We start from the raw sequence: 25,015 nt of genomic DNA, 5'->3' as shown, positions 1-25,015 counted from the left end.
CAACATTCACATTTCCCGGCCGCAGCGTTCGAAGCGGTAACCGCGACCGCGCACGGCGGTGATGTCGAACGGATCCTCGGCGTATTCGGCGAGCTTGCGGCGCAAGGCCGAGACGTGCACATCGAGTGTTCTGGTCGACCCGTACCAGTGTTCGTCCCAGACGCTGGCCATCAGCACGTCCCGGCTGATCACATCACCCGCGTGCTCGATGAGCAGCTGCAGTAGATCGAATTCCTTGGGCCGCAAAGACAATTCCGCATCGCCGACCCAGACGCGCCGAGCCGACGGGTCGATCCGGAGATTGCCCTCGGTGAGCATCTTCGGTCCGTCGTCGGCGAACCGGCGGCGGAAATGCGCGCGCAGCCGGGCCAGAAGTTCGGTGAGCCGGAACGGCTTCGTGAGGTAGTCGTCGGCGCCGGCGTCGAGCGCGACGACGACCTCGATTTCCTGTGTGCGGGCGGTCAATACGACGATGACCGTGGTGGGCAGTGCCTGCCGCAGTGACCGGCACAGCGCCACGCCATCGCGATCGGGCAGACCGAGGTCGAGCAGGATCAGATCCGGATGTTGTTGCGCCACTGCCACTTCGGCCGCAGCGGCGGTGCGGACCCAGTCGACGGCATAGCCGTGTCCGGCCAGTGCGTCACGGAGTTCGCCTCCGATATCCGGGTCATCCTCGACGACAAGCAATTGTGCTGATCCCATGATCCGATGATAGGCAGGAGGCCCGGGTGCGGAGCGCACTACCGTTGGGGCAACTGCGATTTCGCATGAAGGAGACAGTGATGATCGCGCAGGCGCAGGCTCGGGTACGGGTGCTGTCGTTGCGGGCGCGGGTCCGAGCGTCCATCATCGTGGTTGCGGCACTGTCCGTCCTGTTGTTCGCCGTTCCGCTGGCGGTCGTCATTCAGCGCATGAACCACACCGAGGCCGTCACCGAATTACAGCGTGACGCAGTCGGAGTCGCCGCCATGATCCCGGACGCCGAATCGCTCGACACGAGTCCGCTGCAGCTGCCGCTGGATCTGCCCGACGATCGCAGTGTCGGCGTGTACACCACGGAAGGGCGCCTGATCGACAACAGCGGCCCGGCGGACTCACCGCTGGCGGCGGCCGCTGCCGACGGTCGCACCCATATCGGGGCGGAGCACTCGGATTTGGCCGTCGCGGCGCCGGTTGTGGTGGGCGGCACGGTCGTTGCCATCGTGCGGGTGTCCACCCCGGCCGAGCTGGTCGCATATCGGACCCGCAAGGCCTGGGTCGCCATGGCGCTGCTCGGTGCGGTCGCGATGGCGACCGCCGCGCTGCTGGCCCGCTACGAAGGGCAGCGGATCGCCGAACCCCTGGAACGCCTGACGAATTCGGCTCGTGCCCTGGGTGACGGCGATTTCACCATCCACCCCGATCGTTCTCGCATCGCCGAGGTCGACACGCTCGGCGACGCACTCGAGGCGACGGCGAAACGGTTGGGGGCGCTCATCGAACGCGAACGTGCGTTCACCACGCAGGTCTCGCATCAGCTGCGTACACCGCTGACCGCGCTGCTGCTGGGCCTCGAGTCCGCGCTCGCCCGGCGCGGCGCCGACCTGCGGAAGGCCGCGGTGACCGCCCTGCGCCGGGGTGAGCAATTGGGTTCCACCATCGAGGATCTGCTGCGACTGGCACGCGATACCGAGACCCGGGACCGGCCGCCGCTGGCCGTGCCGCACCTCTTCGATGCTGTTCGCAATCAATGGCAGGCGGCGTTCGCCGAGCGCGACCGGCCGTTCCAGGTGCGGTGCGCCACTGATCTTCCCGAGGTGGATGCCTCGGCGACGGCGATCCGCCATGTCATCGAAGTCCTCGTCGACAACGCGTTCGTGCACGGCGCCGGCCGCACGCTCGTCGAGGCCCAGGCCGTTGCCGAAGGCCTATTGATTCAGGTCTCCGACCGGGGGCCCGGGCTCAGCGACCCCGACCGGGCCTTCGCTCCCCGCGATTCGCGCACCGACGGCACTCACCGTATCGGCTTGGCGCTCGCCCGCGCGCTCGCCGAAGCCGAAGGCGGACGGCTGGTAGTGCGGCAAGCAGCACCACATCCGACCTTCGGCCTGCTCCTGCCGAGCGTTCCCCGCTCCTACACGCCCGACGGCGCCAGGGCGAGCGTGCGGGTATGGAAGTGACCGACCGCTGCGACAATTCCCGTCAGACCGGCGGCGAGCGTGAGGCCCATCCATGTCCCGATGTGCAGGTGCAGGAGCGCTCCGACGCCGGCGCCCAGCAGGATCGCGACGATAGCCGCCACCCGGCGGTTGCCCAGTGCGGCCGCCACAGGTTTCGTAGGCAGATCGGCGGCGAAGAGCGTGAGGGTGGACGTCACGACCACCGTCGTCACGTCTTTGACGTCGACCTTGCGGGCAACGGTGGCCTGCCCGCCCATCACGCCCGCGACCGCCGCGGCGGCGAGCAGTTCGAACAGCTCCTTGCCCAGCGGCCGGTCGGCTGATGCCAGGACCGCGCAGATGGCGAGAACCGCCGCACCACAACCCAAGCAGTAGGTGATCCGCTGGTTCCAGCCGGGCTCCTGCCCGCGCAGCGCGGCCCCGGCGATCACCGCGCCGAGGATGAAAGCGAGGAGCGCTACCAGCGGGCCGGTCACCGGGAGTTCATCTGCCCCTGCCACACCCATACCGAGGATCACGATGTTCCCGGTCATGTTGCCGACGAACACCCTGCCCAGCCCCAGGAATCCGGCCGCGTCGACGACCCCCGTGCTGAATGTCAGCACGATCAGTAGCCATAGGTGGACTTTCCCCGCATGAACTTTCGCGAATGATCGGACCATGCCTGCGGATCGTACCGAAAGTCTCGGCCGCGGGCCGCGAACCCCGTTGCCGTGCTGGAGTTCTCGCAATCTCACTCACATCTCGGGCAGTGGCGGCGCGGGTGTGAAGGTGACGGGGAGTGCGTTCAGGGCGCGGTGGAATGGTCCTGGGCGCCAGGACAATTGGGCGGCCGGGACCGCCAGGCGGATTTCGGGTAGCGCGTCGAGCAGTTGGTCGACGGCTTCCTGGGCGATCAGGTAGGCCAGGGGGCTGGCGGGGCAGGCGTGCGGGCCCACGCCCCACGCGAGATGGGAGCGGTTGCCCGCGAACCCGCCGGCGCGGATCGCGGGATCGGTATTGCAGGCCGCCATGCTGATGACGACGGGTTGGTGTGCGGGCAGCCAGTAGTCGTCCATCAGTACGGGCTGGGGTGGAAAGCTGATGCAGAAGTTCGCCATGGGCGGATCGTCGAAGAGCACTTCGTCGAGCGCGTCGCGGGTGGACAGGCTCCCGCCGAGTGCACTGCCGCCGAACCGGTCGTCCACCAGGAGCAGCAGCAGTGTATTGACGATCAGGTTCTGCTGCGGCTCGATGCCCGCGCCGTAGAGGGTGGCCAATTGGTGCACCATCTCGGTATCGCTCAGCCCGGCGGGGTGGCCGAGTATGCGGGTGGTGACGTCGTCGCCGGGTTGTGTTCGTTTGTGCAGCGTCAGCCGGTGCAGGGCGTCCGCGAGCAGTTTATTGCCTTGTTCGGCGCCGACGCCTTCGAAGATGGCGCGGAATCCCTCCGCCGCTTGCCCCGCGATCTCGACCGGGCAGCCGAGCATCTGGTTGAGCACCTGGAAGGCCAGCGGAAAGGCGTAGTCGCGCACCAGATCTGCCGTCCCGTCGGCGCAGAACGAATTGATCAGCGTCACCGCGACCCGTTCCACCGCGGTCTGCAGACCGTACTGATCGACGCCCGCCAGCCCGGCGGTATTGGCCTGCCGGTAGCGCGCATGCTCGATCCCCGCACTGCGCAAGGCATTCGGCCGCCATTGCATCATCGGCAATACCGGGCAGTCGGTGGGCACTCCGGCCTGCCACTTCCGCGGATCGGCCGGGAAATGTTCCGGATCGTTGAGAATCCTTACCGCCGTGCGGTATCCGAGCACCAGCGTGGCCGGCACGCCCGGCGCCAATTCCACCGGGGCCATGGCCCCGTACTGCTCTCGCATCTCTCGATACGCCCGATGCGGATCGGCGGCGAACGCCGGGGTGTAGATGGGCACCCCGGGCACTGACTCTGACATCGACCCCACTCCACGCGGTGCGTAATACTCCACCGCCGCCGAAGACCGCACATCCCGAACGAGGTCACCCTACCGACGTCAATGCTCCCACCGGCGCGAATCCGGCCGATTTCGCGAAAACGTTGACAGCGATGAGCCCGAGTCGGCAGGCTTTACGAGGCGCAACTGCCGCCCCCCGGCAGATTGCCGCGAAATTCCGGCTGTCAGCGATCCCAGTGACGCAATGGTGACCGCCCGGCAGCGCTCGGAGATTCGAAGGACGCGTATACGGCGTCCCATTCTTGTAGTTCGGACTGGAACCTACCGACTCGGAGGTTTGGAATGTCTGATCGCAATAAGGGCCGAAAACCCGGCCAGATGGCAAACAAGGCCAAGCAGGGCATGAAGGACCAAGGCCAGCGCGTGGAACAGAACATGGACCGGATGGCCGAGGACGCCAAGCGCGAGATGGACCGTCTCGGCGGCGGCATGAGGCGTGAAGCGCAGCAGGCGCGGTCGGATATCAAGGACATGAACGACGAGATGAAGCAGAAACTGCAGCACCACTAAACCTGGAGGTGCGCGGATATGAAATCGGCCGGTCCATCGAAGGCCTTCGATGGACCGGCCGTTTCAGTGGCCGCCGGAGAGGGCTTCGGTATAGACCGCGAGAATTCGGTCGATGTGATTCGACTGGCGGGGTTCGTCGGCGTGTGCGGCGAGGGATTTGCGCATCAGGGGCAGGCGGGTGCGGTCACCGACCAGGGAGTTCAGTTCGGTGGCGAAGGATTGCACCGAAGGAGTGGCGGTGCGGACGCCGCCGTCCTCGGGAACGGTTTCGGAGAGTTCGGGGTCGCAATAGAGGACCGGCAGGCCCATGGCGACGGCTTCCAGCAGGACCATGCCCTGGGTGTCGCAGTCGGAGGTGAGGAGTAGGACATCGTGGGTGCGCATGGCGGTGAGGCACTCGGACTGCTCGACTTCGCCGTGCAGGTGCACCCGGTGGGAGAGGTTCGCCTCGGCGATCGCCGTGCGGGCGTTGCCGGCGAGTGGGCCGCTGCCGTAGATGTCCAGGGTGCAGTCCTCGACCAGGCGTGCCACGTCGATCGCTTCGAGTGGGCGCTTTTCCTGCGATAGGCGGCCGCACCACAAGGCGCGCAACGGCTCGCCCGGGTTCGGTGCGGGATCGCCTGCGCTACGGATGCGATCGAGCAGGGCGTCGTCGATTCCATTGGACACCACGTGAATCGGCCGATCGACGCCGCGGGCCGCGAGGCGGCGGGCGAAGTGATGGGTCGGCACGATCACGTGGTCGGTGGCCTGCGCGTGGGCGATCATCGGACGCCAGGCGAGGCGGGTCGTGCGATTGTCGCCGGCGAAGGGCGGTTGGTTGCGCAGGGGTACAAACCAGCCGTGCAGCAATCTCATGGTCAAAGCAGCCATGAACGGTGCGGGAGAATACTTTTCGATGACCGTGTCATCGCGGCTCTGCATGGTCTGGACGATCGGTATGCCGTGACGGCGGGCGGCGCGGATGCCGGAGATGCCGCAGCCGTAAGTGGTGAGGGAATGCACGAGATCGATCGGCCCGCGTTCGGTGAAGGCGGCGTCGATCAGCCGCTGATTGGCGCGCGTCGGCAACACCACCGGCAGGCCGTTCGACATCGAGAACGGCACCGAACGGAGAATCACCGTGTCGGAATCGGCGGGCACGGATCCCGGTGCGGGAGCACAGAAAACGGTGACGCGGTGACCTCGCTCGCGGAGAGCGTCGCACAGGGATCGCATCGCGGTCTGGACGCCGCCCAGGGTGGCCGGGTGGAAGTCGGTGAACAGTGCGATGTGCAGGGATTCGGTCATCGATCAGGCCGCGGTGGTGACGGAGAGCTTCTCCACCGCGTCCGCGGCGGCCCGGATGCCGTTCTCGGCGGACACCAGGCGGCCGAGTTCCGCTGCGCGACTGCGCGCTTCGGCTGTCAAGGTCCGGACGAGCGCGTCGTGCAGTCGTTCCTCGGTCAGTTTGGGATACGGGAAGTCGGCGCCGACGCCGAGCGCCGATATCCGCCAGCCGTAGAAGAATTGGTCGCTGTGCACGCCGATCACCACCGCGGGCAGACCGGCGCGCAGCACGTCGTGGGTGTTGCCGCTGCCGCCGTGATGGACGACCGCCCGGCATCGCGGCAGGATGCGGTCGTAGTCGAAGGAGTCCAGGACGAACAGCCGGCGGTCGTAGCCGATGCCGCGCGGGTAGCCCTCGCCCTTGACGGTCACCAGGGCGCGAGCGCCCAGCCTGCGGCAGACGGCGGCGATGAGATCGCAGGACGCGGTGGGGTCGAGGATCGGCATGCCGGTCAGGCAGAAGTAGATCGGCGGTTCGCCCTCGTCGAGCCAGTCGGTCAGTGCCGGATCGACCGCCGCTTCACCCCACGCCCCGCGCAGGTGCGCGGGCAGGATCGGCGCGCCGACGACGGTCGAGCGGTCCGGCCAGTCGGCGGGTTTCGGCAGCAGCACCGGACTCACCATGTGCACCAGCGGAATACCTTCCGCGCGGATCCGGCGGAACGGGTTCTGGGGTTTGCCGGGCAATCCCATCAGCTCGCGGACTCGCCGATCCATCTTGTGATATGCCACGCCGTAGGTGATTTCGAACGCGGTGTAGCTGGCCAGCCGCAGTCGCCGCGACGACACCATCTTCTTGACGGTGAACGAGGACGGGAACTCCGCGGTGCGCTCGAGCGGATACGGCAGCCCGCCGATCACTTGCTGTCCGGTCTTCTCCCGCCGCTCCATCGCCCACGGCAGCGTCGAGGCGCACGAGACGATCACATCCGCGGATTCGCACGCGCCGCTGAGTACTTCGTGCATCCGTTCACCGCGTTCACCCGCGATGATCTTCACCGTATCCAGCATGATCTGCAGGAACGGCAGCGGATTGCCGGACGACAGGCCGCGTTTGGCCGCCGGCGACTCCAGCAGTTCCGCGGAGTTGAACGGAATGACGTGTGGTTCGAAGCCCGAGCGCCGCACCACGTCCGCGTAGTTCTCGGTGGCGGTCATCTCGACATGGTGCCCGCGCGAGCGCAATTCATCGGCCAGGGCGAGATACGGTTGATGATCGCCCCGGGTTCCCGCGGTCAGCAATGCGATACGCATACTCTCGAATCCATTCGTGATCTCGTCAGTGTCTGATGTGGACCGGCCCGGCCGATATCTCGTCGAGGAAGTCGACGATGTACCCGAATACGTCCAGTGCCGCGCCGCGGCCGATGAACGTATCGAGGTGGCCGTAGGACGGAATTTCGGTGTAGCGCACGCCGACGCCCGGATTGCGCGCCGACAGCACCTCGTAACAGAGTTTGTTGGAATCGACCCACGCCTCATTGCGACTGCCGGACAGCAGCAGTATCGGGCAGTCGATGCGATCGGCCGCGTCTAGCGCGTTCTCCGGGAGTGCCCGATAGCGGTCGTCGTCGACATTCCATCGGACGACAGCGTGCGCCAATTCCATCTGCCGCAGATGCGGCAGCACCGACAGCGGCACCGCACCGAACAACTGCGCCAGCCGATCGTGGGTGCGCGTATCGAGGTGGTCGTGCTCGAACAGTTTGGCGCCCATCCCCCAGCCGTAATGGACCAGGCGGCAGGTCGGGTCGGGGCAGTCGCCCTTGCGGGACAACGCGGCATAGAGAAGGGTGCGCCGCGACCACAGCCCGACCTTGCGGAAATCGGATTCCAGGTGGGTGAAGCGCGAGCCGAGCAGTTCACTGCCCAGCAGCACGCGCATGCGCGCCGACGTACTGACCTTCGGGGTCAGGAAAACGCCCTGCGCGACCACCCCCGCCAGCCCCGGGAGCAGCCCGGCCGTCATGCTCAACGCCAGCGACAGCGCGCCGATGCAGTGCGCGACCACGAACAGTGGCTGCTCCCCGATCCGTTCCTTGATCTGCGCGACCGCGGCGGGCAGGTCGTAGAGCGCGACATCGTCGAAGGTGTACGGGCGGCCGGATTCGTTGTAGGGCAGCGCGCAGCTGCCTCGCCAGTCCAGCAGCCAGGATTGATAGCCCGCATCGGCCAGCACGTCGGTGACATTGCGAATCTCGGGCAGCGCGAACATCTCCGACGACACGCCGTGGCCGTGCACCAGCAGCACCGCGGGCGCGTCCGGTGGGCCGACGCGACGCAGCCGCAGGTCGACGCCGTCGGCGGTGCGGAAGGAGATGACTTCTCCGGCAATGGGTTCGGTGGCTCGAATATCCGTCATCGGCGGTGCTCCTTACGCATCGCCCGGCGGAGATCCAGCAGGTCGGTGCCGACCCGCAGTACCGGTTCCATGAGGCTCTTGCCGAGCTGACCACCGAACCAGCTGAGCCACAACAGCTTCGCCAGACGCTGCTGCCGTTCGGGTAGCCGGGGATCGATCTCGATGCCGTCGATCTGATCGGGGAGATAGGTGTGCATCGGCACCGCCACCTCGCCGGCGTGGGAGGCGGGCTCGCCGGTGCGCCCGATCTCGATCACCTGTGTCCCGAGCTGGCGCACCAGGCGGCGGCGGGCGGCGGCGAACTTGTATCCGTCGAGCCACCAGCTGCCGCCGGACGAATCATGCAGTGTCAGTTGGTAATGCATGATCGGATGCCGCATTTCGTGGCGCAACGGCGTGCCGTCGTGCGGCCGGATTGTCGCCGTCCCCGCGACGGTCAGCGGCTCATCGTGCAGCGCTGCGCACAGCAACTCGCCGCTCACGTCGAGCGTTCGCGCGCTGAACGCCTGCGCGCTGCTCGCGACGGACAGGGACAGCCGCAACTCGCAGGGGATATCGGCGGTCGCACCGACCGGTCCGATGGTCCCGGAGAGCGTTTCATTGAATCGCAGGTAGGGTTCGTCGCCCGGACGCGGTCCCAGGCCCGCGATGGTCTCGAGCATCTTCCCGCGCGCCGCCGCCCCCGAGGCGGGTGCGGGCAGCCCGTGGGCCGCTACGAAGGCATCGGTGCGCGCGGCCGTCGCGGGCGGTGCGGTCACCATGGCCGCGAGTTGCCGCCGGGCCACCGGACTCTGCAGCACCTGCGCGAGCGATTCCAGTTCCGGGACCGGTTCTTCCCGGATCGCCCGCACCACGTCCGCACACCACTGCTCCCAATGCAGCACCCGGACACCCAAGCCGCCCAGGGTGGTTTCGGCCATCACCTGTTCGAGGGAAGTGGGCGCGCCGGTGAGATGATAGGTGTGTCCCCAGGCACTCGGCGTCGCGACGATCTGCGCCGCCACCCGGCTGACCCAGTCCACCGGCGCCGCATTCAGATACCGGAATCCCGGCACGGTGCGAAATCGCATGAGCGCCGCGGAGATTCCGGCATTGAGGTCGCGCGGATTGTGCGCGCCCGTCTCCGGATGACCGCCGATCCCGCCCGGACGCAGCACGGTCACCACGAGCCCATGCCGCCCCGTCCGCTCGAGCAGCGCCTCCGCCGCCCATTTCGACCGGTCATACCCGATAGGCAGTTCGGCAACATTGGCCGTCGGCTCATCCTCACCGAGCGTGGCGGCCTCCGACCCATTGAACACCGCCAGCGACGAAATGTGATGCAACGGCTTCGGCCGCCCGGTACACGCCAGCTCCGCCAGCGTCAGCGGCCCGAGCACATTTGTCCGCCGCAACGACGGATACCCACGCAGAAAATCGACCGCCGCCCCCGCATTGACGATCGAATCAACCTCCGCGCCGAGACGTCCCCACCGCTCCTCCGACAATCCCAACCGCGGCAGCCGCAGATCCCCTGCCAGCGCCGTCACCCGCCGCATCACCTCACGCGAGGCCGGCAACGCGAACCCCCGCAGCGCCTCCCGCAGCCGTTCGGCAGCGGCGCCATCATCCTCCGCACGAACCAGACACACGACGTGAGCTTGACTGTGCCGCAACAGATCCAACAGCAAGTGACTCCCGAGAAACCCGGTAGCCCCGGTCAACAGAATGCACTGCGGCGCAACCCGCTCCGCCGCCGCCACCAGCGGAAGCCGATCAGCGCCCGCCAGATCGGCGAACAGTTGGGCGAGGTCGTCGGTATCGGCCTCCCGCGCCACCTCCCGAGCGTCGGGGTGGTCGGCCAGCCAGCGGTGCGCCAGCCTGCGCGGGCGCGCGTCGAAGAACACCGTGTCGAGATCGGGATCGATGCCCAGCTCACGGCCGAGTGCCGCAAGCAATTCCACCGCCGCGAGAGAAGTGCCGCCCGCGTCGAAGAAGTCGGTGTCGGCATCCATCGGCGTCACGGCGAACCGATTCGCCACCGTCGTGATCGCCGCGGCCAGTGTGTCGGGGTCCCACTGCCGCCGATCGCGCGACACTTCCACGTGCGATGGACGCGGCACCCCGGCTGGCGGTGAATGTATGTCGGTCCAGGCCGTGCCCGGCGAATTCGCCAGCGGCAAACGCTGTACGTCTGCCGGACTTGTGCCCGGTGAGTTGGTTTGCGGTGGTCGCTGTACGTCCGTCCGCGGTGCGGGTGCGGCCGAGGGCGCAGTGCTGGTGCGGGCGAGGAGGGCGGTGATATCCATTGCGCCGCTGCCACGTTCGAGGCTTTCACCGCGCGTGCGGCGGTCCACGGCCGAGTTCCGTACGGAGGTATGGTCGGCTGGATCGATCACCGCTGCTCCTCTGCATTGTTGGGCTGCGACTCCCAGGATCGGAACTCCCGCAGGCGTTCCGGGGATACCGACACGTCCAGCCGTTGCCCGTCGGCGGTTCCGCCGGGCAGGCGCGCGGCCAGTCGGCGGGCGGGTTCGTTGCGGGCGGTGTGCTCGACCGATATCCGTACCGTTGTGCAGCCGAGGGTGTCGGCGCGATCGGCCGCCCAGTTCAGCAGGCGTTCTTCGACGCCGCGGCCGAGGGCGCGGCAGCTCAGTTGCCAGCCGCTCAACCACAGGTCGTCCGCGTCCTTGCGCAGGGCCAGGACCGAGATCAGTCCGTAGTCGCCGAAGCGGTCGCGTGCGGTCGCGGTCCACACCTCGCCCGCCGCGCGCCACCGGTCGAGATCCTCGGTGGTGACGGCGCCGAGGGTGAACTGGTTGGTTCGGCGCACGAGTTGGCGGGCGCGCTCGAGTGTGGCGTCGGTCAGTGGTTCGATATCGACCTCGAGGTCCAGTCGTTGCAGGAATTCCGCGAATTCGGTTGCGGCGCGGACGGTGTCGCGATCGTGCTCCTGGCGGTAGAAGTCGGCTCGCAGCCGATCCTCCGCGGTCGCGGCGATCGGCGTCATCGGCCACAGTCGCGTGAGGAATGATTCCAGTTCCCCGGCGGGCGGGCAGGTCACCGACAGCACCTCGGGCAGTTGCGCTCGCATGCGCGCCACTTCGACCGGGTTGTCGTCGAGGTAGCAGAAGCTGTCGAGGCCCAGCCGCAGCGTGCGCGCAACCTCCTCGAGCCGCTCGGGCTTACCGCCCCAGCCCGCGGAGACGGCCGCGAAATCGTCGCGGCGCAGCGGGCTTTCGGGCCGCGCCAGGATGGCCTCGACGATATCGGCGTCATTGTTCGTCACCAGCACCAGCAGGGTTCCCGCCGCGCGCCATTGCGCCAGCCGCCGGGCCAGCGCAAGCCGTGGCGCATCGAACACCACTGCGGCGGCACCGTTCTCGCCTGCGGTACCGGTCCACAGGGTGTCGTCGCCGTCGACGGCGATCACCTTCGGCGCGGGCTCGGTCACGGCGTCGACGGTCGCGACCAGAGTGAGCGCCACGGCCGCTTGGAATTCGGGCGAGTAGGGTACGTGCGCCAGGACCTCGGTGCGTTCGTCGAACGGGTTGTCCACCGCATGGTTCCGCGTCCACTCTCCCGGCTCCAGCACCGCCACGCCCGCAATGTCGCGCAGCCGCTCGGCGACGAGCCGCTCCCATGCGAGCAATCGTTCCTCCGTCCGCGCCGACGGCAGAATACCGATGACAACCGGCTTACGCGTGCGTACGGCCAGCTCGCGCACCGCCGCCGGATATTCGGCGGCGAGCTCGGTGAGCAGGTCATCGGAGATCGCACCGAACCGCTCCAGATCGGCCGCCCGCAGCAGCACGATACCGAGCGTGGTCGAGGGCTGCGCAAAGACGCCCGACGGGTCACGCAAGCTGGACAGCACATGGTGATAAGGCGCCTCCACGACACTCACCCCCGCAGCCGAGGATGCCGCCACCACCAGCTCGGGCAGCCTGCCCAGTGCGAAGGTCGCGCCCAGCGCCGCCCGAACCCCGGAAACCGGTTGCTGCGCAGCGGATTCGGGCCGCGCGGGCGCGCCCGGGTCGGTGATCACCGCCTCGACCGTTGCCAGATACTGCGCCCCGAACTCGGCGCAGCTCTGCGCGTCGATGATGTCGCTGTTGTAGGTGAACCACACCTGCCCGGTATCCGGCAGCACCGCCACCATGAGGTCGAGATCCGAGTAACCGGTGCTGACCGGCACCACCTCGGTCGCGGCGACCGCGGAGTTGGCGCGCAGGTAGTTGAAGTACACCTCGATCAGCGGTGCATTGTCGCGATGCAAGCCCTCGGCGGCCAACGCGGTGAGCACCTCCGCGAAGCCCGCCCCGGGCGTGAGCAGAGTCCGCAACCGCTCCCCGGTCCGCCGCAGCACGTCGACCACCAGGTCGTCGGCCGGCACAGCCGCCGGGAACGGCACGGGCACACCGAAATACCCGACGGCATCGGTCGCATCGGCATGCATGCGAGTGTCCACCGGCACCGCCAGCGCGAACCGATCGACCTGCTGCCGACGTGCCAGCAGCACGCTCAGCGCACCGAGGAAGACCGCCGCGGGAGTGAGGCCGAGCTCGCGAGCCCGCTCGGCAACCCGCTCATGCAGCCCACCGGGCATCTCCAGCGCGATCGCGCCCGCACCATAACTACGCCGCGCCGGACGCGGATTCGCGAGCGTCAATTCGAGCCGCCGCACTCCGGCGAAGGCTTCGCGCCACCGGCCGCTCGCGCCATCGCCGCGATCACGCCCGTTCGCCTGCGCGGCCAGCAACTGATGCATGTCACGATTGGTCACCACCTCGCCGAACCGCGCACCGGTCGACTCGGCGTGACCTTGCCGCGCACCGGTCAGCTCCACGGCAAGCTCACCTGCTACCAGCAGCATCGACTGGACGTCGCTCATGCTGTGATGCGCGCCGAAAAGCAGTACCGGATCGGCGGATTCGGCGTCGAGCAGTTCGAAGCGCCAGAGCGGACCGGTCTCCAGGTCGAAGGGGCGGGCCATCAGCTGTCGGAAATGCTCCTGCACGACAGCGTCATCGAGGTGGTCGAGTTCGCGCCATGCCGCGAGGTCGCCCGGCTCGCGATGGATTTCGAGCTGTCGCCCGTGCTCGGCGCTGGGCCGGATGGTGGTGCGCAGCGCGGCATGCCGGCGGGCCAGTCGGGTCAGCGCCTCCGACAGCTGGGTCCGGGTGATGCGGGCGGGCAGTCGCACGGCGACACCGCCGGTTTGCGCGGCGCTGGGGATGCCGAGTTGCTCGGTGCGCAGCAGGCGCATCATGTCCCGGGTCACCGGCAGCATCTCGATCTCGGGCACCTCGGCGGATTCCGCCTCGGAAGCGCCGGAATCGGCCTGCCGCAACACTTCTCCGAGGAGATGGCCGGCGAGATCGGTGAGGTTCTGCTCGGCCAGGATGGCGCCGAGCGGCACCGAGATCCCGGTGTGCTCGCGCACCTTGTTGCGCAGTTCGATGGCCATCAACGAGTCCAGACCCAGACTCTGGAAGGTCTCCTCCGGCGACACCGTCTCGGCGCCGGTGTGGCCGAGCACCTGCCCGGTCCACTCGGCAATCGCGGCGACCGCGAGGGCGGTGGCCTCCGCGCGCGGGAGCGACCGAAGCTGTTCAGCGAAGCGCGAATCCGCGGCGATGTCGGCGGTCGAGTGGTCGGCGACGGCCCGGCGCGCCGCCCGGCGGACCAGTCCGCGCAGCAGCGGCGGGACGGCGGGAGAGCGCCGCAGCACATCGGTGTCGAGCAGCAGCGGCACCAGCAGCGGATCGCCGGCCCGCAGCGCGGCATCGAAACACGCCATCCCCTGCGCCACCGAGAACGCACGCACACCCGCGCGCTCGATCCGCCGAATATCGGCCCGCGCGTAATGGTCATGCATATCGACCTCCCACGCACCCCAGGCCAGCGATTGCGCGGGCAGCCCGAGTGCCCGCCGCCGCAGCGCCAGCGCGTCGAGATACGCGTTGGCCGCCGCATAGTTCGCCTGCCCGGGCGTGCCGAAAAGCCCGCCCGCCGCGGAGAACAGCACGAACATCGACAGTTCCCGATCCGCCGTCAACTCGTGCAGGTGGTGTGCCGCATCGACTTTCGGGCGCAGTACGCGGTCCAGCCGCTCGGGTGTCAGCGAGCCGAGCACGCCATCGTCAAGTACACATGCCGCGTGCACCACACCCGCGAGCGGCAGGCCGTCGAGCAATTCGGCCAGCGCCGATCGATCGCTGATATCGCAGGCCGCGAACCGCACCCGCGCCCCACGATTCTCCAGATCCTCCCGCAACTCACGACCACCCGGGCCATCGATGCCCCGGCGGCTCACCAGCACGAGATCTCGAACGCCGTACACGTCCACCAGATGACGGGTCAAGGCCGACCCGAGCCTCCCCGGCGCTCCGGTAACCAGCACGGCCCCGGCCCCGAGCTCTGGGCTGCTCTCCGGCACCCGGGCCGCAGACTCCGGCAGTCGGGCCAGCCGAGGCCGGAATACGGCACCGTCCCGCATTGCCGATTGCGCTTCGCCCGTGGCAAGGAGCGCGGCGATGTCCACTTCCGGATCGGCCGTATCGATCAGCACGATGCGGCCGGGCTGTTCCGACTGCGCCGAGCGCACCAGTCCCCAGGCGACCGCGCCCGCGGGATCCGGAACCTCCGAAGGGGTGACGGCCACGGCGCCGCGCGTCCGGACCACCAGAGTCGTGTGTTCGAATCGATTGTCGCCGAGGATCGTTTGCAGGGAGGCCAGGACATACTGGGCGGTTGCGTGCACCTGTTCGGGTGAATCTCCCCCGGGCACGGAGAGAATGATCGCGTCGGCGGACCCGGCCGCGGTGGAGTTCCACTCGCACACCGTGAGTCCTCGCTCCGGCGTCGGCAGTGCGAGCTCCGACCACTCCATACGGAACAGGCGGCGGTGTGCGGACGCGACCGACGCGGCATCCCACTGTGCGGCGGCGACCGGGCGCAGCAGCACCGAACCGGCCGACACGACCGGGCGTCCGCTCCGGTCGGTGGCGGACATGCTGATGGTGCCGGCGCCCGAGCGGCTCAGCCGGACGCGCAAGGTCGTTGCGCCCGAGGCCCACAGCGCCACATCGGTCCACACGAACGGCAGCAGGGCATGCGCGCTGTCGGCGGCGAACAGGGCGGTGGCGTGGAGTGCGGCGTCGAGCAGGGCCGGATGGATACCGAAGCGCGCGGCGTCGGCGTGCGCCGATTCCGCGAGTTCGACCTCGGCGAAGATTTCGTCGTCGCGCCGCCAGGCCGACCGCAGCGCCCGGAACTGCGGGCCATACTGGTGGCCGCGCGCGAACAGTTCGGCGTAGAGGGTCTCGACATCGACGCGCACCGCGTCGGCGGGCGGCCAGACCGGCGAATCCGCCTGCGGTGGAATCGTTTCGGCTGCCTCGGCCAGCGTGCCGTCGGCATGCAGCGTCCACCCGGCGTCGGGGTCGTTCTCGTCCCGGGCATAGATGCGCACCGTCCGATGCTCTTCGGTGCCGCCGACGATCGTCTGGATCCGTACGGCGCCGCGCTCGGGAACCAGCAGCGGGGCGCGCAGCACCAGCTCGCGCAGTACCGGACTGTCCACCTCGTCACCGGCCCGGATAGCCATTTCGACCAGGGCGGCGCCGGGCAGCAGCACCGCATTCGGTCCCGCGTGATCGGCGACCCAAGGCTGCAGTCGGCGCGAGAGCCGTCCGGTCAGGATGACGCCCTCCGAATCCGGTTGTGGCACCACGGCGCCCAGTACGGGGTGCGTGATCTCCTCGAGCCCGAGCGCGGCGGTATCGCGATTGCTGCGCTCGGTCCAGAATCGCCGCTCGTCGAAGGCGTAGGTGGGCAGGTCGACCCGGCCGTATTCGGGCACCGAACCGGTCCAGTCGAGTTCGTGACCGGCGACGTAGAGCGCGGCTTGCGCCCTGGCCAGGGCGGTCGGTCCGTCCTGGTCGCGTACCAGGGAACCCACCGCCACCACCTCGCGTGCGAGATTCTCCGACACCGATTGCACGGCCGCGGTCAGCGAGGGATGGACGCCGAGTTCGACGAAATACCGGTAGCCGTCGGCGATCATGCGCTCGATGGTCGGCATGAACAGCACGGTCTGGCGCGCGTTCCGATACCAGTAATCGGGCCCGATCGGCTCCCCCACGAGTTCGCCCGTCACCGTCGAATACCACTGCGTCGCAGGCGCATTCGTGGCGATATCGCCAAGTTCCGACAGCAGCGGCTCGCGGATGGCCTCGATCAGCCGGCTGTGCCCGCCGAAACCGATACCCGCAGCACCGAGCCTGGTGTAGACCCCCGCACGGTCGAGTTCGGCGAGCAGCTTCTCCACCGCAGCCTGCTCACCGGTCACGATCGTCGATCGCCGGACGTTCACGGCCGCGACCGATACTCGGCCGTCGAGGTCGGCCAGCCGGCCACGGACCTCGGCCTCGGACAGGCCGACGAGCGCCATGGCGCCCGGTTCGGGTACGGCGTGCATCAAGCGGCTGCGTGCGATGACGATCCGTGCGGCGTCACCCAATTCGAGCACCCCGGCGCAGTAGGCGGCGGCGACTTCACCCTGAGAATGGCCGATCACCGCATCCGGGGTCACGCCCGCCGCGCGCCAGACTTCTGCGAGCCCGGCCATGGTCGCGAACAACAGCGGCTGCACGACAGGCGATTCCAGCAGTTCCACGGCGGTCAGGTCGGCCAGCTTGTCCACCAGGGACCAGCCGAGCTGCGTGCCGAACACCTTGTCGCACTGCTGGAATTCGGCGCGGAACTCCTCGGACCGGGCGAGCATGTCACGCGCCATCCCGACCCACTGCGAACCCTGCCCGGGGAAGACGAACGCCGTCTTCGCATTGGTGAGCACCGCACCCGCGCCGACGACGACATTCGCCGACGATCCGCCGTCCACCAGCTCGCGCAGCCCGCCGATCAGCTCGTCCCGGTCGGCTGCCACCACGACGGCGCGACGCTCGAACTGCGTGCGCTGCAATGTCAGTGCCCGTGCCACCTGTCCGGGCGCCAGTCCCGGCTCGGCGACCACCAGGTCGAGCAGCCGCTCGGCCTGACCCCGCAGCGATGCCTCACTGCGCGCCGAAATCGGCAGCAGCGCAATAACACTCCTGCCACCGCTGGACGTCTCCGGCACTGTCACGGACTCGGCCGGCGCCTCTTCGAGGATCAGGTGCGCATTCGTACCGCTGAGCCCGAACGCGCTCACTCCGGCCCGGCGCGGCCGATCACCGCGCCGCCACGGCAGCGTCTCGGCGGCCACCGCCACCCCGCTGCGCTCCCAATCGACGTGCGCCGACGGCACACTCGCGTTCAAGGTGGCGGGGATTCGCTCATGCTGCAGTGCGAGTACCAGTTTGATGACGCTGCCCACGCCGGCCGCGGCCTGCGTATGTCCCACATTGGATTTCAGTGACCCGATGCCGAGCGGACGAGCCGGATCACGACCGGGCCCGAACACCCGCGCCAGCGCCCGCGCCTCGATCGGGTCCCCGAGCGCCGTGCCGGTGCCGTGCGCCTCGACGTAGTCGATCTCGTGCGGCGTCAGCCCCGAGACACGCAGCGCCGAACGCAGCACCTGTTCCTGCGCAGCGCCATTGGGGGCGCTGAGCCCCTGGCTGCGGCCGTCCTGATTGACGGCGGAACCACGAATGACCGCGAGCACCCGGTCCCCGTCACGCCGCGCGTCGCCGAGCCGTTTCAGCAGCACCAGCCCGGCGCCCTCGGCCCACACCGTGCCGTCCGCGTCGGCGGAGAAGGGCGCGCACCGGCCGGTCGGTGAGAGCACACCGAGTTTGCACAGCTCTATATGCGCGATCGGCGACATCAGCAGCGTGGCGCCGCCCGCCAGGGCGAGATCGCATTCACCCGTCCGCAGCGCCTGCATCGCCGCATGCATGGCGACGATCGATGAGGAGCAGGCGGTGTCCATGGTGACCGCCGGTCCGTGCAAGCCCAGCGTGTAGGAGATCCGGCCGGAGGCGACACTGGGCGAAAGTCCGGTTCCGACTTGACCATTGAGCTGTTCGGGCGCGGGATCGGCCAGATAGCCGGTGCTGTACACACCGAGGTACACGCCGGTCTGACTCCCGTGCAGGCTGCGCGGATCGCGACCGGATCGTTCGATCGCCTCCCATGCCAGCTGCAGCATGATGCGCTGCTGCGGATCCATGACCGCGGCCTCGCGCGGTCCGATGCCGAAGAAGGCGGCGTCGAAGCGATCGATGCCGTCGACATAGCCGCCGCGGAAGGTGTATGCCTTGCCGGTCGCGGTGGTGTCGGGGTCGTAGAGGCCCTCGATATCCCAACGGCCCACGGGCACTTCGCCGAGCGCGTCACCATTGCCGTCGAGCAGCCGCCACAGGGCCTCGGGCGAATCCGCGGCGCCGGGGAATCGGCAGGCCATCGACAGGATTGCGATCGCGTCGTCGTCCGCGTCGGCCTCGCGGATATCCGCGGGCTCGGCTGTCTCGTGGTCCGCAGACTCTGCTGCCCTGCCGTGCGCGGCCTCGATACCCGGCTCGATCGGTGCGACGGGCGCCAGCGCCATGGCCACACCGTCGATCGTGGGATGATCGAAGAACATATTGGTGTCGACGAAGCGCCCGACGAAATCGGACAGCTCGATCACGAGCTCCACTAGATCGTGTGAGCCCAAACCGAATTCGACGAGCGGCAGATGCACGTCGATGCGCTCGGGATCCAGCGCCGCCTGACGCGCGATCTCCAGCACCAGCCAGGATCGAATCGCCTCCGCGGACGGCCCCTCCGCGCCGGCCTCGCTCTCCGTTTTCGGCGCCTCCGGTTCGTAGTCGTACAACTCGTCTTCGGGCGAGCGCAGCGGACCCGCTGTCAGCGTGAGCAATTCACCGGACAGGTAGGCCGCCCGGCATGCCGACCGCTGGATCTTCCCGCTGCTGGTCTTGAAGATGGTGCCCGGCCGGATCAGCAGCACCGTCGCGAGCGTGAGCCCGTATTCGGCCGAGACCGCGCCGCGCACAGCGCCTTCGATCGCGGCCAGTTCGCCGGGGTCCTCGGTGCGGACCTCGGCCACCACGACCGGCTGCTCCCCCGCCGCCGCGAGCTCGACGGAGAAGGCCGCGACACAGCCCGGCCGGATGCCGCCGTGCGCGGCCTCGACGGTCGATTCGATGTCCTGCGGATAGTGATTGCGGCCGTCGATGATCAGCAGGTCCTTGCGCCTGCCGGTGACGAACAGCTCGCCGCCGGAGCGGATTCCGAGGTCGCCGGTTCGCAGGTAGCGGCGATCGTCGCCGGGCAGCGTCGCCCCGAACACCTGCTCGGTGGCTTCCGCGTCGCGAAAGTACCCGGCGGCGACGCTCTTTCCGGTGACCCAGATTTCGCCCTCGTGCCCGTCCGCGCGTTCGGTGCCGTGCTCGGGGTCGGCGATCGCGATCGACATGCCCTCGACCGGTCGCCCGGCACCGACCCACTCCCGGCGGGCATCGGTCCCGGTGATCGCCCGGACGGTCGGCGCCTCGGTGGTGGACGAGGCGGTCACGATCAAGGTGGCTTCGGCCAGCCCGTATACGGGCTGATGGGATTTCGCACGGAATCCGGCCCCGGCGAAGGCGTCGGTGAACCGCCGCATGGTCGCGGCCCGCACCGGTTCCGAGCCGTTGAACGCCACCCGCCACCGCGTCAGGTCCAGCCCGTCGAGCTGTTCCGGCGTGATCTTGCGCGCGCACAGTTCGTAGGCGAAGTTCGGGCCGCCGCTGGTGTGCGCGCGATAGGTGGAAATCGCCTGCAACCACCGCTCGGGCCGCTGTAGGAAATGCAGCGGCGACATCAGCACCGAATGCGCGCCGAGATAGATGGTGTGCAGCAGTGGCGCAATGAGTCCCATGTCGTGGTACATCGGCAGCCAGCTGGCGAACAGCGCGCCGTCCCACGAGTCGGCGATCGTGCGGTCGTGCCCGAGCCCGTCGGCCAGCGCGGCCTGATTGTGCAGCAGGTTCTCATGAGTGAGCAGGACACCGCGCGGCGCGCTGGTCGAGCCGGAGGTGTACTGGATGAACGCGACCGATTCCGGGCCGAGATCCGGCTCCCGCCAGCGCATTGCCTCGGCATCGGCGATCAGGTCGGTAGCCAGCCACGGGACGCCGGCCAGCTCGGGAATCTCGCCGTGCAATGCCGCCGCGTCCGCGACGACCCTTTGCGGCGCGAGCACCATATCGACTTCGGCGTGTGTCACCATGCGCCGCAGCCGCCGCAGTGAACGGTTGTCCCACTCGGGCAGTGGCGCGGGCACCGCGACCACTCCGGCCGCCAGACAGCCGAGAAACGCCTCGGCGAATTCCCGGCCCGCCGGGTAGAGCAGCAATGCCCGCGGCGCCGAATCCCGCCGCGGCGCCGATTCCTGCAGTGCGGCGCCGATCGCCCGCACCCGCAAACCCAGGTCGGCGTAGGAGATTTCGCGGACGATACCGTCGACGTCGCCACTGTCCAGGAACCGGTACACCAACTCGGTGGGCCGATTCTCGACCTGAGCGAACAGTGTTTCGACGAAAGTGCTGACCACGAACTACTTCCTCTAACCAGAAACCTGAGCCAAGACAGAGCTATCTTTACACCACCCGCCGGAACTCGGCGAGATCAGCAACCGCGCCCCGAGCCCCGAAAAATAGGGGCAGCAATGAAACGACACTCATTGTGGCCGAGCGAATTTCATGTTTGCGCCGGGCCGATCCAGCGGTGAGGATGACTGCGTGTCACAGACCGCGATTTCGCTGAACCAGCTGCCCCGACTACGTACCCGCCATTTCGGCCGGCTCGGCGGATTATTGCGGCCCGGCACGCATCGTTCCCCATTGCTGGACCTGGGAAAACGGTTCGTGGTCTCGGCGCCGGGATTTCCGACCATGTTGGTCACCCACGATATGGACGATGTGCGCGAGGTATTCGCGAACCATGACGACTTCTCGATCGGGCAACTGCTGAGCCGCCTGTCGAGCCATGACCGTATGTTCGGCAAACAGACGCTGATCTTCCTCGACGGCGACGCGCATCGGCGCGAACGACGGCTGTTCTCACCGCCGTTCCAGAGCAAGGCGCTGCGCTCCTACGAAGACCTCATGGTGGAGGTGGTCGAGCGCGAACTGCCGAATTGGCCGGTGGGAGAACCGATCGAGTTCCTGCGGGTCGGCTACGACCTGGCGATCGGCGTGCTGTTGGGCGTCGTTTTCGGGGATGTGGCTCCGGGCCGCCGGGAGCGGCTGCAGGAGGCGGTCAAGCAATGGTTCGGCGAAATCGAGAGCCGCGGTTTCCTCGCCGTCACCTTGCTCACCCCGCTGTTCGGCGGCTACACCCCGCCCTATCTCCCGCTGCAGCGCCGCGAGGCCGAGGTCGATGCCGTGATCATCGAGGAGATCACCGCGCGCCGATCCGCACCCGGGCACGCCGCCGACCGCCGAGACATGCTGGCGCGCTATATCGATACCGACCTGGATCAGCACGACGATGTCGCACTCGCCCGCAATATGCGCGGAGTCCTGCTGGGCGCCTACGAAACCACCGCGATCACCCTCGGCTGGATCGCCGCCATGCTGGCCGCGCACCCGGAAGCCATGGCCGAACTGGACGCGGCCGCCGACTCCGGCGACCAGGACCGCCTCGACGCCTACCTCGATGCCGTCGTCGCCGAAACCATGCGCCTGCGCCCGGTATCCCCCTTCACCGGCCGGCGCGCCCTACGCGACACCGTGATCAACGGTGTCGCAATTCCCAAGGGCGCCATGGTCATCGTCCCGGTCCTGCTCATCCACGAATCCGAACAGCACTACCCCGACCCGCTGACCTTCCGCCCCGAACGCTTCCTCGACGACCGCCCCGACGGCCACACCTGGCTCACCTTCGGCGCCGGCCCGCACCGCTGCCTGGGCGCCCAATTCGCCCTCGCCGAAGCCCGAATCCTGTTCCGCGTCATCCTCGGACACCGCCGCATCGAAACGACCCCCGGCTACCTCGAACCCCCACGCCGCTTCCACACCGGCCTCAGCCCCGCCGACAACGCCCGCATCACCCTCCTACCCCGCTGACGTCGGCGCGTCGACTGGGGTCCGGACCAGTCGATCGACTGATTCCTGCTCGCAGCTCTCGGCCATAGCGTGTGGAACAGATCGATCCCGTGGATCCTGTGCGCCGGGTCCGACTGAAAGGCGTTGCATCATGGCAATTCTCGGCATTCTCGATGTCGTCGGCATCACCTCCGAGCAATACGACGCGGTCGTCGACCGTATGGGCGTCGAGGGCCATGCGCTCGGCAGCATCTACCTGCACTTGGCCGGGCAGACCGAGGAGGGGATGCGGATCGTCGAAATCTGGGACGACGGAGACGAATTCGTGCGATTCCTCGACAGCACCCTGTTTCCTGCGATGACAGCGGTAGGGGTGGAGGAGAAGCACACCATCACCGTGTTGCCTCTCCACAACGTGTTCACCCCGAGGCTCAATGAACTGCCCGGCCTGAGCCGCCACGCCCACCCGGCCTGAACAGATAGACGAGAGGTCAGGAAGGGCACATGCGTTTCACTACATTCGCTCGACGGATGGTCCCACTCGTCGCGGTATTGGCCGCGGGCACGCTGCTCGCGACATCTTGCTCGTCGTCGCACGAGGCCGCACCGGCGAAGGCCGGTACGTTCCCCGGGTTCGAGGACGGGACCAGGCTTCGGCCGTCGCAGGCGACGTACACGCGGTGGCACAGAACCTGAATTTCGGCCGCTTCGACATCATCGGCCACGATTGGGCGGCGCGATCGGTCTGGCATATGCCGCCGAATACCGTTCCGACGTGGCGCATCTGGCGATTCTCGAGGCCCCGCCGACCGGTGACTACCTGAACCAGGTGCAGGCCAAGCCCGGGACCTTCTGGTGGGACTGGCTGGCCAACGGCCCGAAGGATGATCTGGCCGACCAGCTCATCGATGGCAAGGAGTCGACCTTCTACGGCGAGCACAGTATGGGCGCGAGCGTCGGCGCGCTGACCGGCCGTGTGGCCGAACATGTCACCACCGATGTCGTGCCCAACGCCAATCACTGGGTGCTGGAAGAAAATCCGGCCTATGTGCTCAACAGCGTGCGGAACTTCCTCGAGAGTTGAGATCTTCGCGCACCCGTCACGCTCTCGGGGTCAGCCGCAGAGTCGTCGCTGCGGCGGCATCTGCCACCATGGGCCCGACTGCCGGGATTCCATACCTCCCATACTTGGTGCGGTAGGCGGCATCGACACTTGCGCGTACCGGGTCCGAGTCTGCTGCGACGTTCTCGACGACGACATCTGCCTGTAGTCCCGGGACACGGATGCCGGCTCGACCGGACTTCAGCACATGACCGAACCAGCCGGAATCCCGTCGGTACCAGGTCCGCACATATACCTGGTCACCGACGCATACGACCCAGATCGGCGTCCAACGCCATCGGGTCCCGTCGCTGCGTTCGGCGGCGATCTGCAGTTCGTCGGCAGCGTCTATCCGCTGTATGTCGTCCGGAGTCCAGTTCGCATCCATGCCTATCACCAGAGCACATTCCCGGGTCATCGAACAGTCTCCCGCGCGGGCGGCAGGAGGTCAGAAGAACGTGGGTACGCGCGGGACGTAGGGCTGTTCGAGGGAGTCGATCTCCTCAGCGGTGAGTTCGATGTCCAGTGCGGCGACGGCGTCGGTGAGGTGCTGTGGTTTGGTCGCGCCCACGATCGGGGCGGAGACGACCGGGTTTCGCAGCACCCAGGCCATGGCCACCTGCGCCATGGGAACGCCGCGGGCTTGGGCGATGCGTTCGACCGCGTCGACGATGGCCCGGTCGCTGTCGAGGAATATCGGGCGACCGTACATGTCGACCCTTCGATCGGCCTCGGCGCGCTGGGTGGTTCGTTCGCCCCAGGGGCGGGTGACCAGTCCACCCGAAAGCGGGCTCCACGGAATGCTTCCCACGCCCTGGTCGGCGAGCAGACCGAACATTTCGCGTTCTTCTTCGCGATGGATCAGGCTGTACTGGTCCTGCATGGAGACGAATCGGGTCCACCCGTGGGCCTGCGCGGTGTACTGCATTTTGGCGAATTGCCAGGCCCACATCGACGAGGCGCCGATATAGCGGGCCTTGCCCGCCTTGACGACATCGTGCAGCGCCTCCATCGTCTCCTCGACCGGTGTCTGCGGGTCGAAGCGATGGATCTGATAGAGATCGACGTAGTCGGTGTCCAGGCGCCGCAGCGAGGCGTCGATCTGCTCCATGACGGCCTTGCGGGACAGCCCCGCCCCGCCGGGGCCCTCGTGCATCGGCGCGAACAACTTGGTGGCCAGGACGATGTCCTCGCGCCGGGTGTACTTGCGCAGCGCCCGCCCGACGATCTCCTCCGAGGTGCCGAAACCGTAGATGTTCGCGGTGTCCCAGAACGTGATACCGAGTTCGACGGCTCGACGGAAGATGGGCTCGGCCGCGTTGTCGTCGAGCACCCAGGTCAGGCGCTTGGCGGGATCGCCGAAGCTCATACAGCCCAAGGCGATTCGGCTGATCTTCAGCCCGGACGTTCCCAATCGCGTGTATTCCATGGCCTACTCCTGCTGAGTGAGGTGGGACTGGTGTGCTTGCCGCAGAAGGCGGCTGCCTTCGCTGCCCACCCTGCCACTCATGCCCTCTCATCAGGGAGTTTCTGCTGATGCAGGTACTGACAGA

The 25,015-nt window shown here is 67.9% G+C and carries 15 protein-coding genes; 5 read left to right on the top strand and 10 right to left on the bottom strand.

Annotated features, from left to right (window positions below; genetic code table 11):
* Positions 1 to 6 precede the first annotated feature (6 nt).
* On the bottom strand, positions 7 to 705 hold the full coding sequence (locus ACIP5Y_RS19045) for a response regulator transcription factor (protein WP_400351566.1): 699 nt from the start codon (positions 703 to 705) through the stop codon (positions 7 to 9).
* Between the two features lie 65 nt (positions 706 to 770).
* On the opposite strand from ACIP5Y_RS19045, the gene ACIP5Y_RS19040 reads away from it, so the two are divergent.
* Complete coding sequence (locus tag ACIP5Y_RS19040; RefSeq protein ID WP_400351565.1) at positions 771 to 2,162, top strand: histidine kinase dimerization/phospho-acceptor domain-containing protein; 1,392 nt, start codon at positions 771 to 773, stop codon at positions 2,160 to 2,162.
* Here ACIP5Y_RS19040 and ACIP5Y_RS19035 read toward each other — a convergent pair.
* Both ACIP5Y_RS19035 and ACIP5Y_RS19030 read right to left on the bottom strand, forming a co-directional pair.
* Positions 2,117 to 2,824 carry a YoaK family protein gene (locus ACIP5Y_RS19035; RefSeq protein WP_400351564.1) on the bottom strand — a complete coding sequence of 236 codons (708 nt, stop codon included), beginning with the start codon at positions 2,822 to 2,824 and terminating at the stop codon, positions 2,117 to 2,119. The genes ACIP5Y_RS19040 and ACIP5Y_RS19035 overlap by 46 nt on opposite strands.
* 75 nt (positions 2,825 to 2,899) lie before the next feature.
* On the bottom strand, positions 2,900 to 4,096 hold the full coding sequence (locus tag ACIP5Y_RS19030) for a cytochrome P450 (protein ID WP_400351563.1): 1,197 nt from the start codon (positions 4,094 to 4,096) through the stop codon (positions 2,900 to 2,902).
* A gap of 321 nt (positions 4,097 to 4,417) precedes the next feature.
* On the opposite strand from ACIP5Y_RS19030, the gene ACIP5Y_RS19025 reads away from it, so the two are divergent.
* Positions 4,418 to 4,645 (top strand): hypothetical protein, encoded by a 228-nt coding sequence (locus tag ACIP5Y_RS19025; RefSeq protein WP_400351562.1) that lies wholly within the window; start codon positions 4,418 to 4,420, stop codon positions 4,643 to 4,645.
* 63 nt (positions 4,646 to 4,708) lie between these two features.
* Here ACIP5Y_RS19025 and ACIP5Y_RS19020 read toward each other — a convergent pair whose 3' ends face one another.
* From ACIP5Y_RS19020 to ACIP5Y_RS19000, 5 genes are read right to left on the bottom strand one after another with little or no spacing between them, the layout of a single operon-like run.
* On the bottom strand, positions 4,709 to 5,935 hold the full coding sequence (locus ACIP5Y_RS19020; protein ID WP_400351561.1) for a glycosyltransferase: 1,227 nt from the start codon (positions 5,933 to 5,935) through the stop codon (positions 4,709 to 4,711).
* A gap of 3 nt (positions 5,936 to 5,938) precedes the next feature.
* Complete coding sequence (locus ACIP5Y_RS19015) at positions 5,939 to 7,228, bottom strand: glycosyltransferase (protein ID WP_400351560.1); 1,290 nt, start codon at positions 7,226 to 7,228, stop codon at positions 5,939 to 5,941.
* A gap of 25 nt (positions 7,229 to 7,253) precedes the next feature.
* Positions 7,254 to 8,336, bottom strand: coding sequence for an alpha/beta hydrolase (locus ACIP5Y_RS19010; RefSeq protein WP_400351559.1), 1,083 nt, complete (start codon positions 8,334 to 8,336; stop codon positions 7,254 to 7,256).
* Positions 8,333 to 10,714, bottom strand: a complete 2,382-nt coding sequence (locus tag ACIP5Y_RS19005; protein ID WP_400351558.1) for a thioester reductase domain-containing protein — start codon at positions 10,712 to 10,714, stop codon at positions 8,333 to 8,335. Before ACIP5Y_RS19005 ends, ACIP5Y_RS19010 begins: the two co-directional genes overlap by 4 nt.
* The gene (locus tag ACIP5Y_RS19000) at positions 10,711 to 20,865 is read right to left on the bottom strand and encodes an HAD-IIIC family phosphatase (RefSeq protein ID WP_400351557.1); all 10,155 of its coding nucleotides are present in this window, start codon (positions 20,863 to 20,865) and stop codon (positions 10,711 to 10,713) included. Before ACIP5Y_RS19000 ends, ACIP5Y_RS19005 begins: the two co-directional genes overlap by 4 nt.
* A gap of 187 nt (positions 20,866 to 21,052) precedes the next feature.
* On the opposite strand from ACIP5Y_RS19000, the gene ACIP5Y_RS18995 reads away from it, so the two are divergent.
* From ACIP5Y_RS18995 to ACIP5Y_RS18985, 3 genes are all read left to right on the top strand, one after another.
* Positions 21,053 to 22,381 carry a cytochrome P450 gene (locus ACIP5Y_RS18995; protein WP_400351556.1) on the top strand — a complete coding sequence of 443 codons (1,329 nt, stop codon included), beginning with the start codon at positions 21,053 to 21,055 and terminating at the stop codon, positions 22,379 to 22,381.
* Between the two features lie 130 nt (positions 22,382 to 22,511).
* Positions 22,512 to 22,835, top strand: a complete 324-nt coding sequence (locus ACIP5Y_RS18990) for a hypothetical protein (RefSeq protein ID WP_400351555.1) — start codon at positions 22,512 to 22,514, stop codon at positions 22,833 to 22,835.
* Positions 22,836 to 23,135: 300 nt separating this feature from the next.
* On the top strand, positions 23,136 to 23,444 hold the full coding sequence (locus ACIP5Y_RS18985) for a hypothetical protein (RefSeq protein ID WP_400351554.1): 309 nt from the start codon (positions 23,136 to 23,138) through the stop codon (positions 23,442 to 23,444).
* Between the two features lie 16 nt (positions 23,445 to 23,460).
* On the opposite strand, the gene ACIP5Y_RS18980 is transcribed toward ACIP5Y_RS18985, so the two are convergent.
* Both ACIP5Y_RS18980 and ACIP5Y_RS18975 read right to left on the bottom strand, forming a co-directional pair.
* A complete protein-coding gene (locus ACIP5Y_RS18980; protein ID WP_400351553.1) occupies positions 23,461 to 23,850 on the bottom strand; it encodes a DUF2255 family protein in 390 nt (129 codons plus the stop codon).
* 60 nt (positions 23,851 to 23,910) lie between these two features.
* The gene (locus ACIP5Y_RS18975; protein WP_400351552.1) at positions 23,911 to 24,891 is read right to left on the bottom strand and encodes an aldo/keto reductase; all 981 of its coding nucleotides are present in this window, start codon (positions 24,889 to 24,891) and stop codon (positions 23,911 to 23,913) included.
* Positions 24,892 to 25,015: the final 124 nt, after the last annotated feature.

Source organism: Nocardia sp. NPDC088792 (genome assembly GCF_044750615.1).
Lineage (GTDB): Bacteria > Actinomycetota > Actinomycetes > Mycobacteriales > Mycobacteriaceae > Nocardia.
This window is presented reverse-complemented; position numbering and strand designations above follow the sequence as displayed.

Excerpts from the sequence above, each read along its gene's own strand:
- ACIP5Y_RS19045 (WP_400351566.1), bottom strand. The coding sequence starts at position 705 with ATGGGATCAGCACAATTGCTTGTCGTCGAGGATGACCCGGATATCGGA.
- ACIP5Y_RS19040 (WP_400351565.1), top strand. The coding sequence starts at position 771 with ATGAAGGAGACAGTGATGATCGCGCAGGCGCAGGCTCGGGTACGGGTG.
- ACIP5Y_RS19035 (WP_400351564.1), bottom strand. The coding sequence starts at position 2,824 with ATGGTCCGATCATTCGCGAAAGTTCATGCGGGGAAAGTCCACCTATGG.
- ACIP5Y_RS19030 (WP_400351563.1), bottom strand. The coding sequence starts at position 4,096 with ATGTCAGAGTCAGTGCCCGGGGTGCCCATCTACACCCCGGCGTTCGCC.
- ACIP5Y_RS19025 (WP_400351562.1), top strand. The coding sequence starts at position 4,418 with ATGTCTGATCGCAATAAGGGCCGAAAACCCGGCCAGATGGCAAACAAG.
- ACIP5Y_RS19020 (WP_400351561.1), bottom strand. The coding sequence starts at position 5,935 with ATGACCGAATCCCTGCACATCGCACTGTTCACCGACTTCCACCCGGCC.
- ACIP5Y_RS19015 (WP_400351560.1), bottom strand. The coding sequence starts at position 7,228 with ATGCGTATCGCATTGCTGACCGCGGGAACCCGGGGCGATCATCAACCG.
- ACIP5Y_RS19010 (WP_400351559.1), bottom strand. The coding sequence starts at position 8,336 with ATGACGGATATTCGAGCCACCGAACCCATTGCCGGAGAAGTCATCTCC.
- ACIP5Y_RS18990 (WP_400351555.1), top strand. The coding sequence starts at position 22,512 with ATGGCAATTCTCGGCATTCTCGATGTCGTCGGCATCACCTCCGAGCAA.
- ACIP5Y_RS18980 (WP_400351553.1), bottom strand. The coding sequence starts at position 23,850 with ATGGATGCGAACTGGACTCCGGACGACATACAGCGGATAGACGCTGCC.
- ACIP5Y_RS18975 (WP_400351552.1), bottom strand. The coding sequence starts at position 24,891 with ATGGAATACACGCGATTGGGAACGTCCGGGCTGAAGATCAGCCGAATC.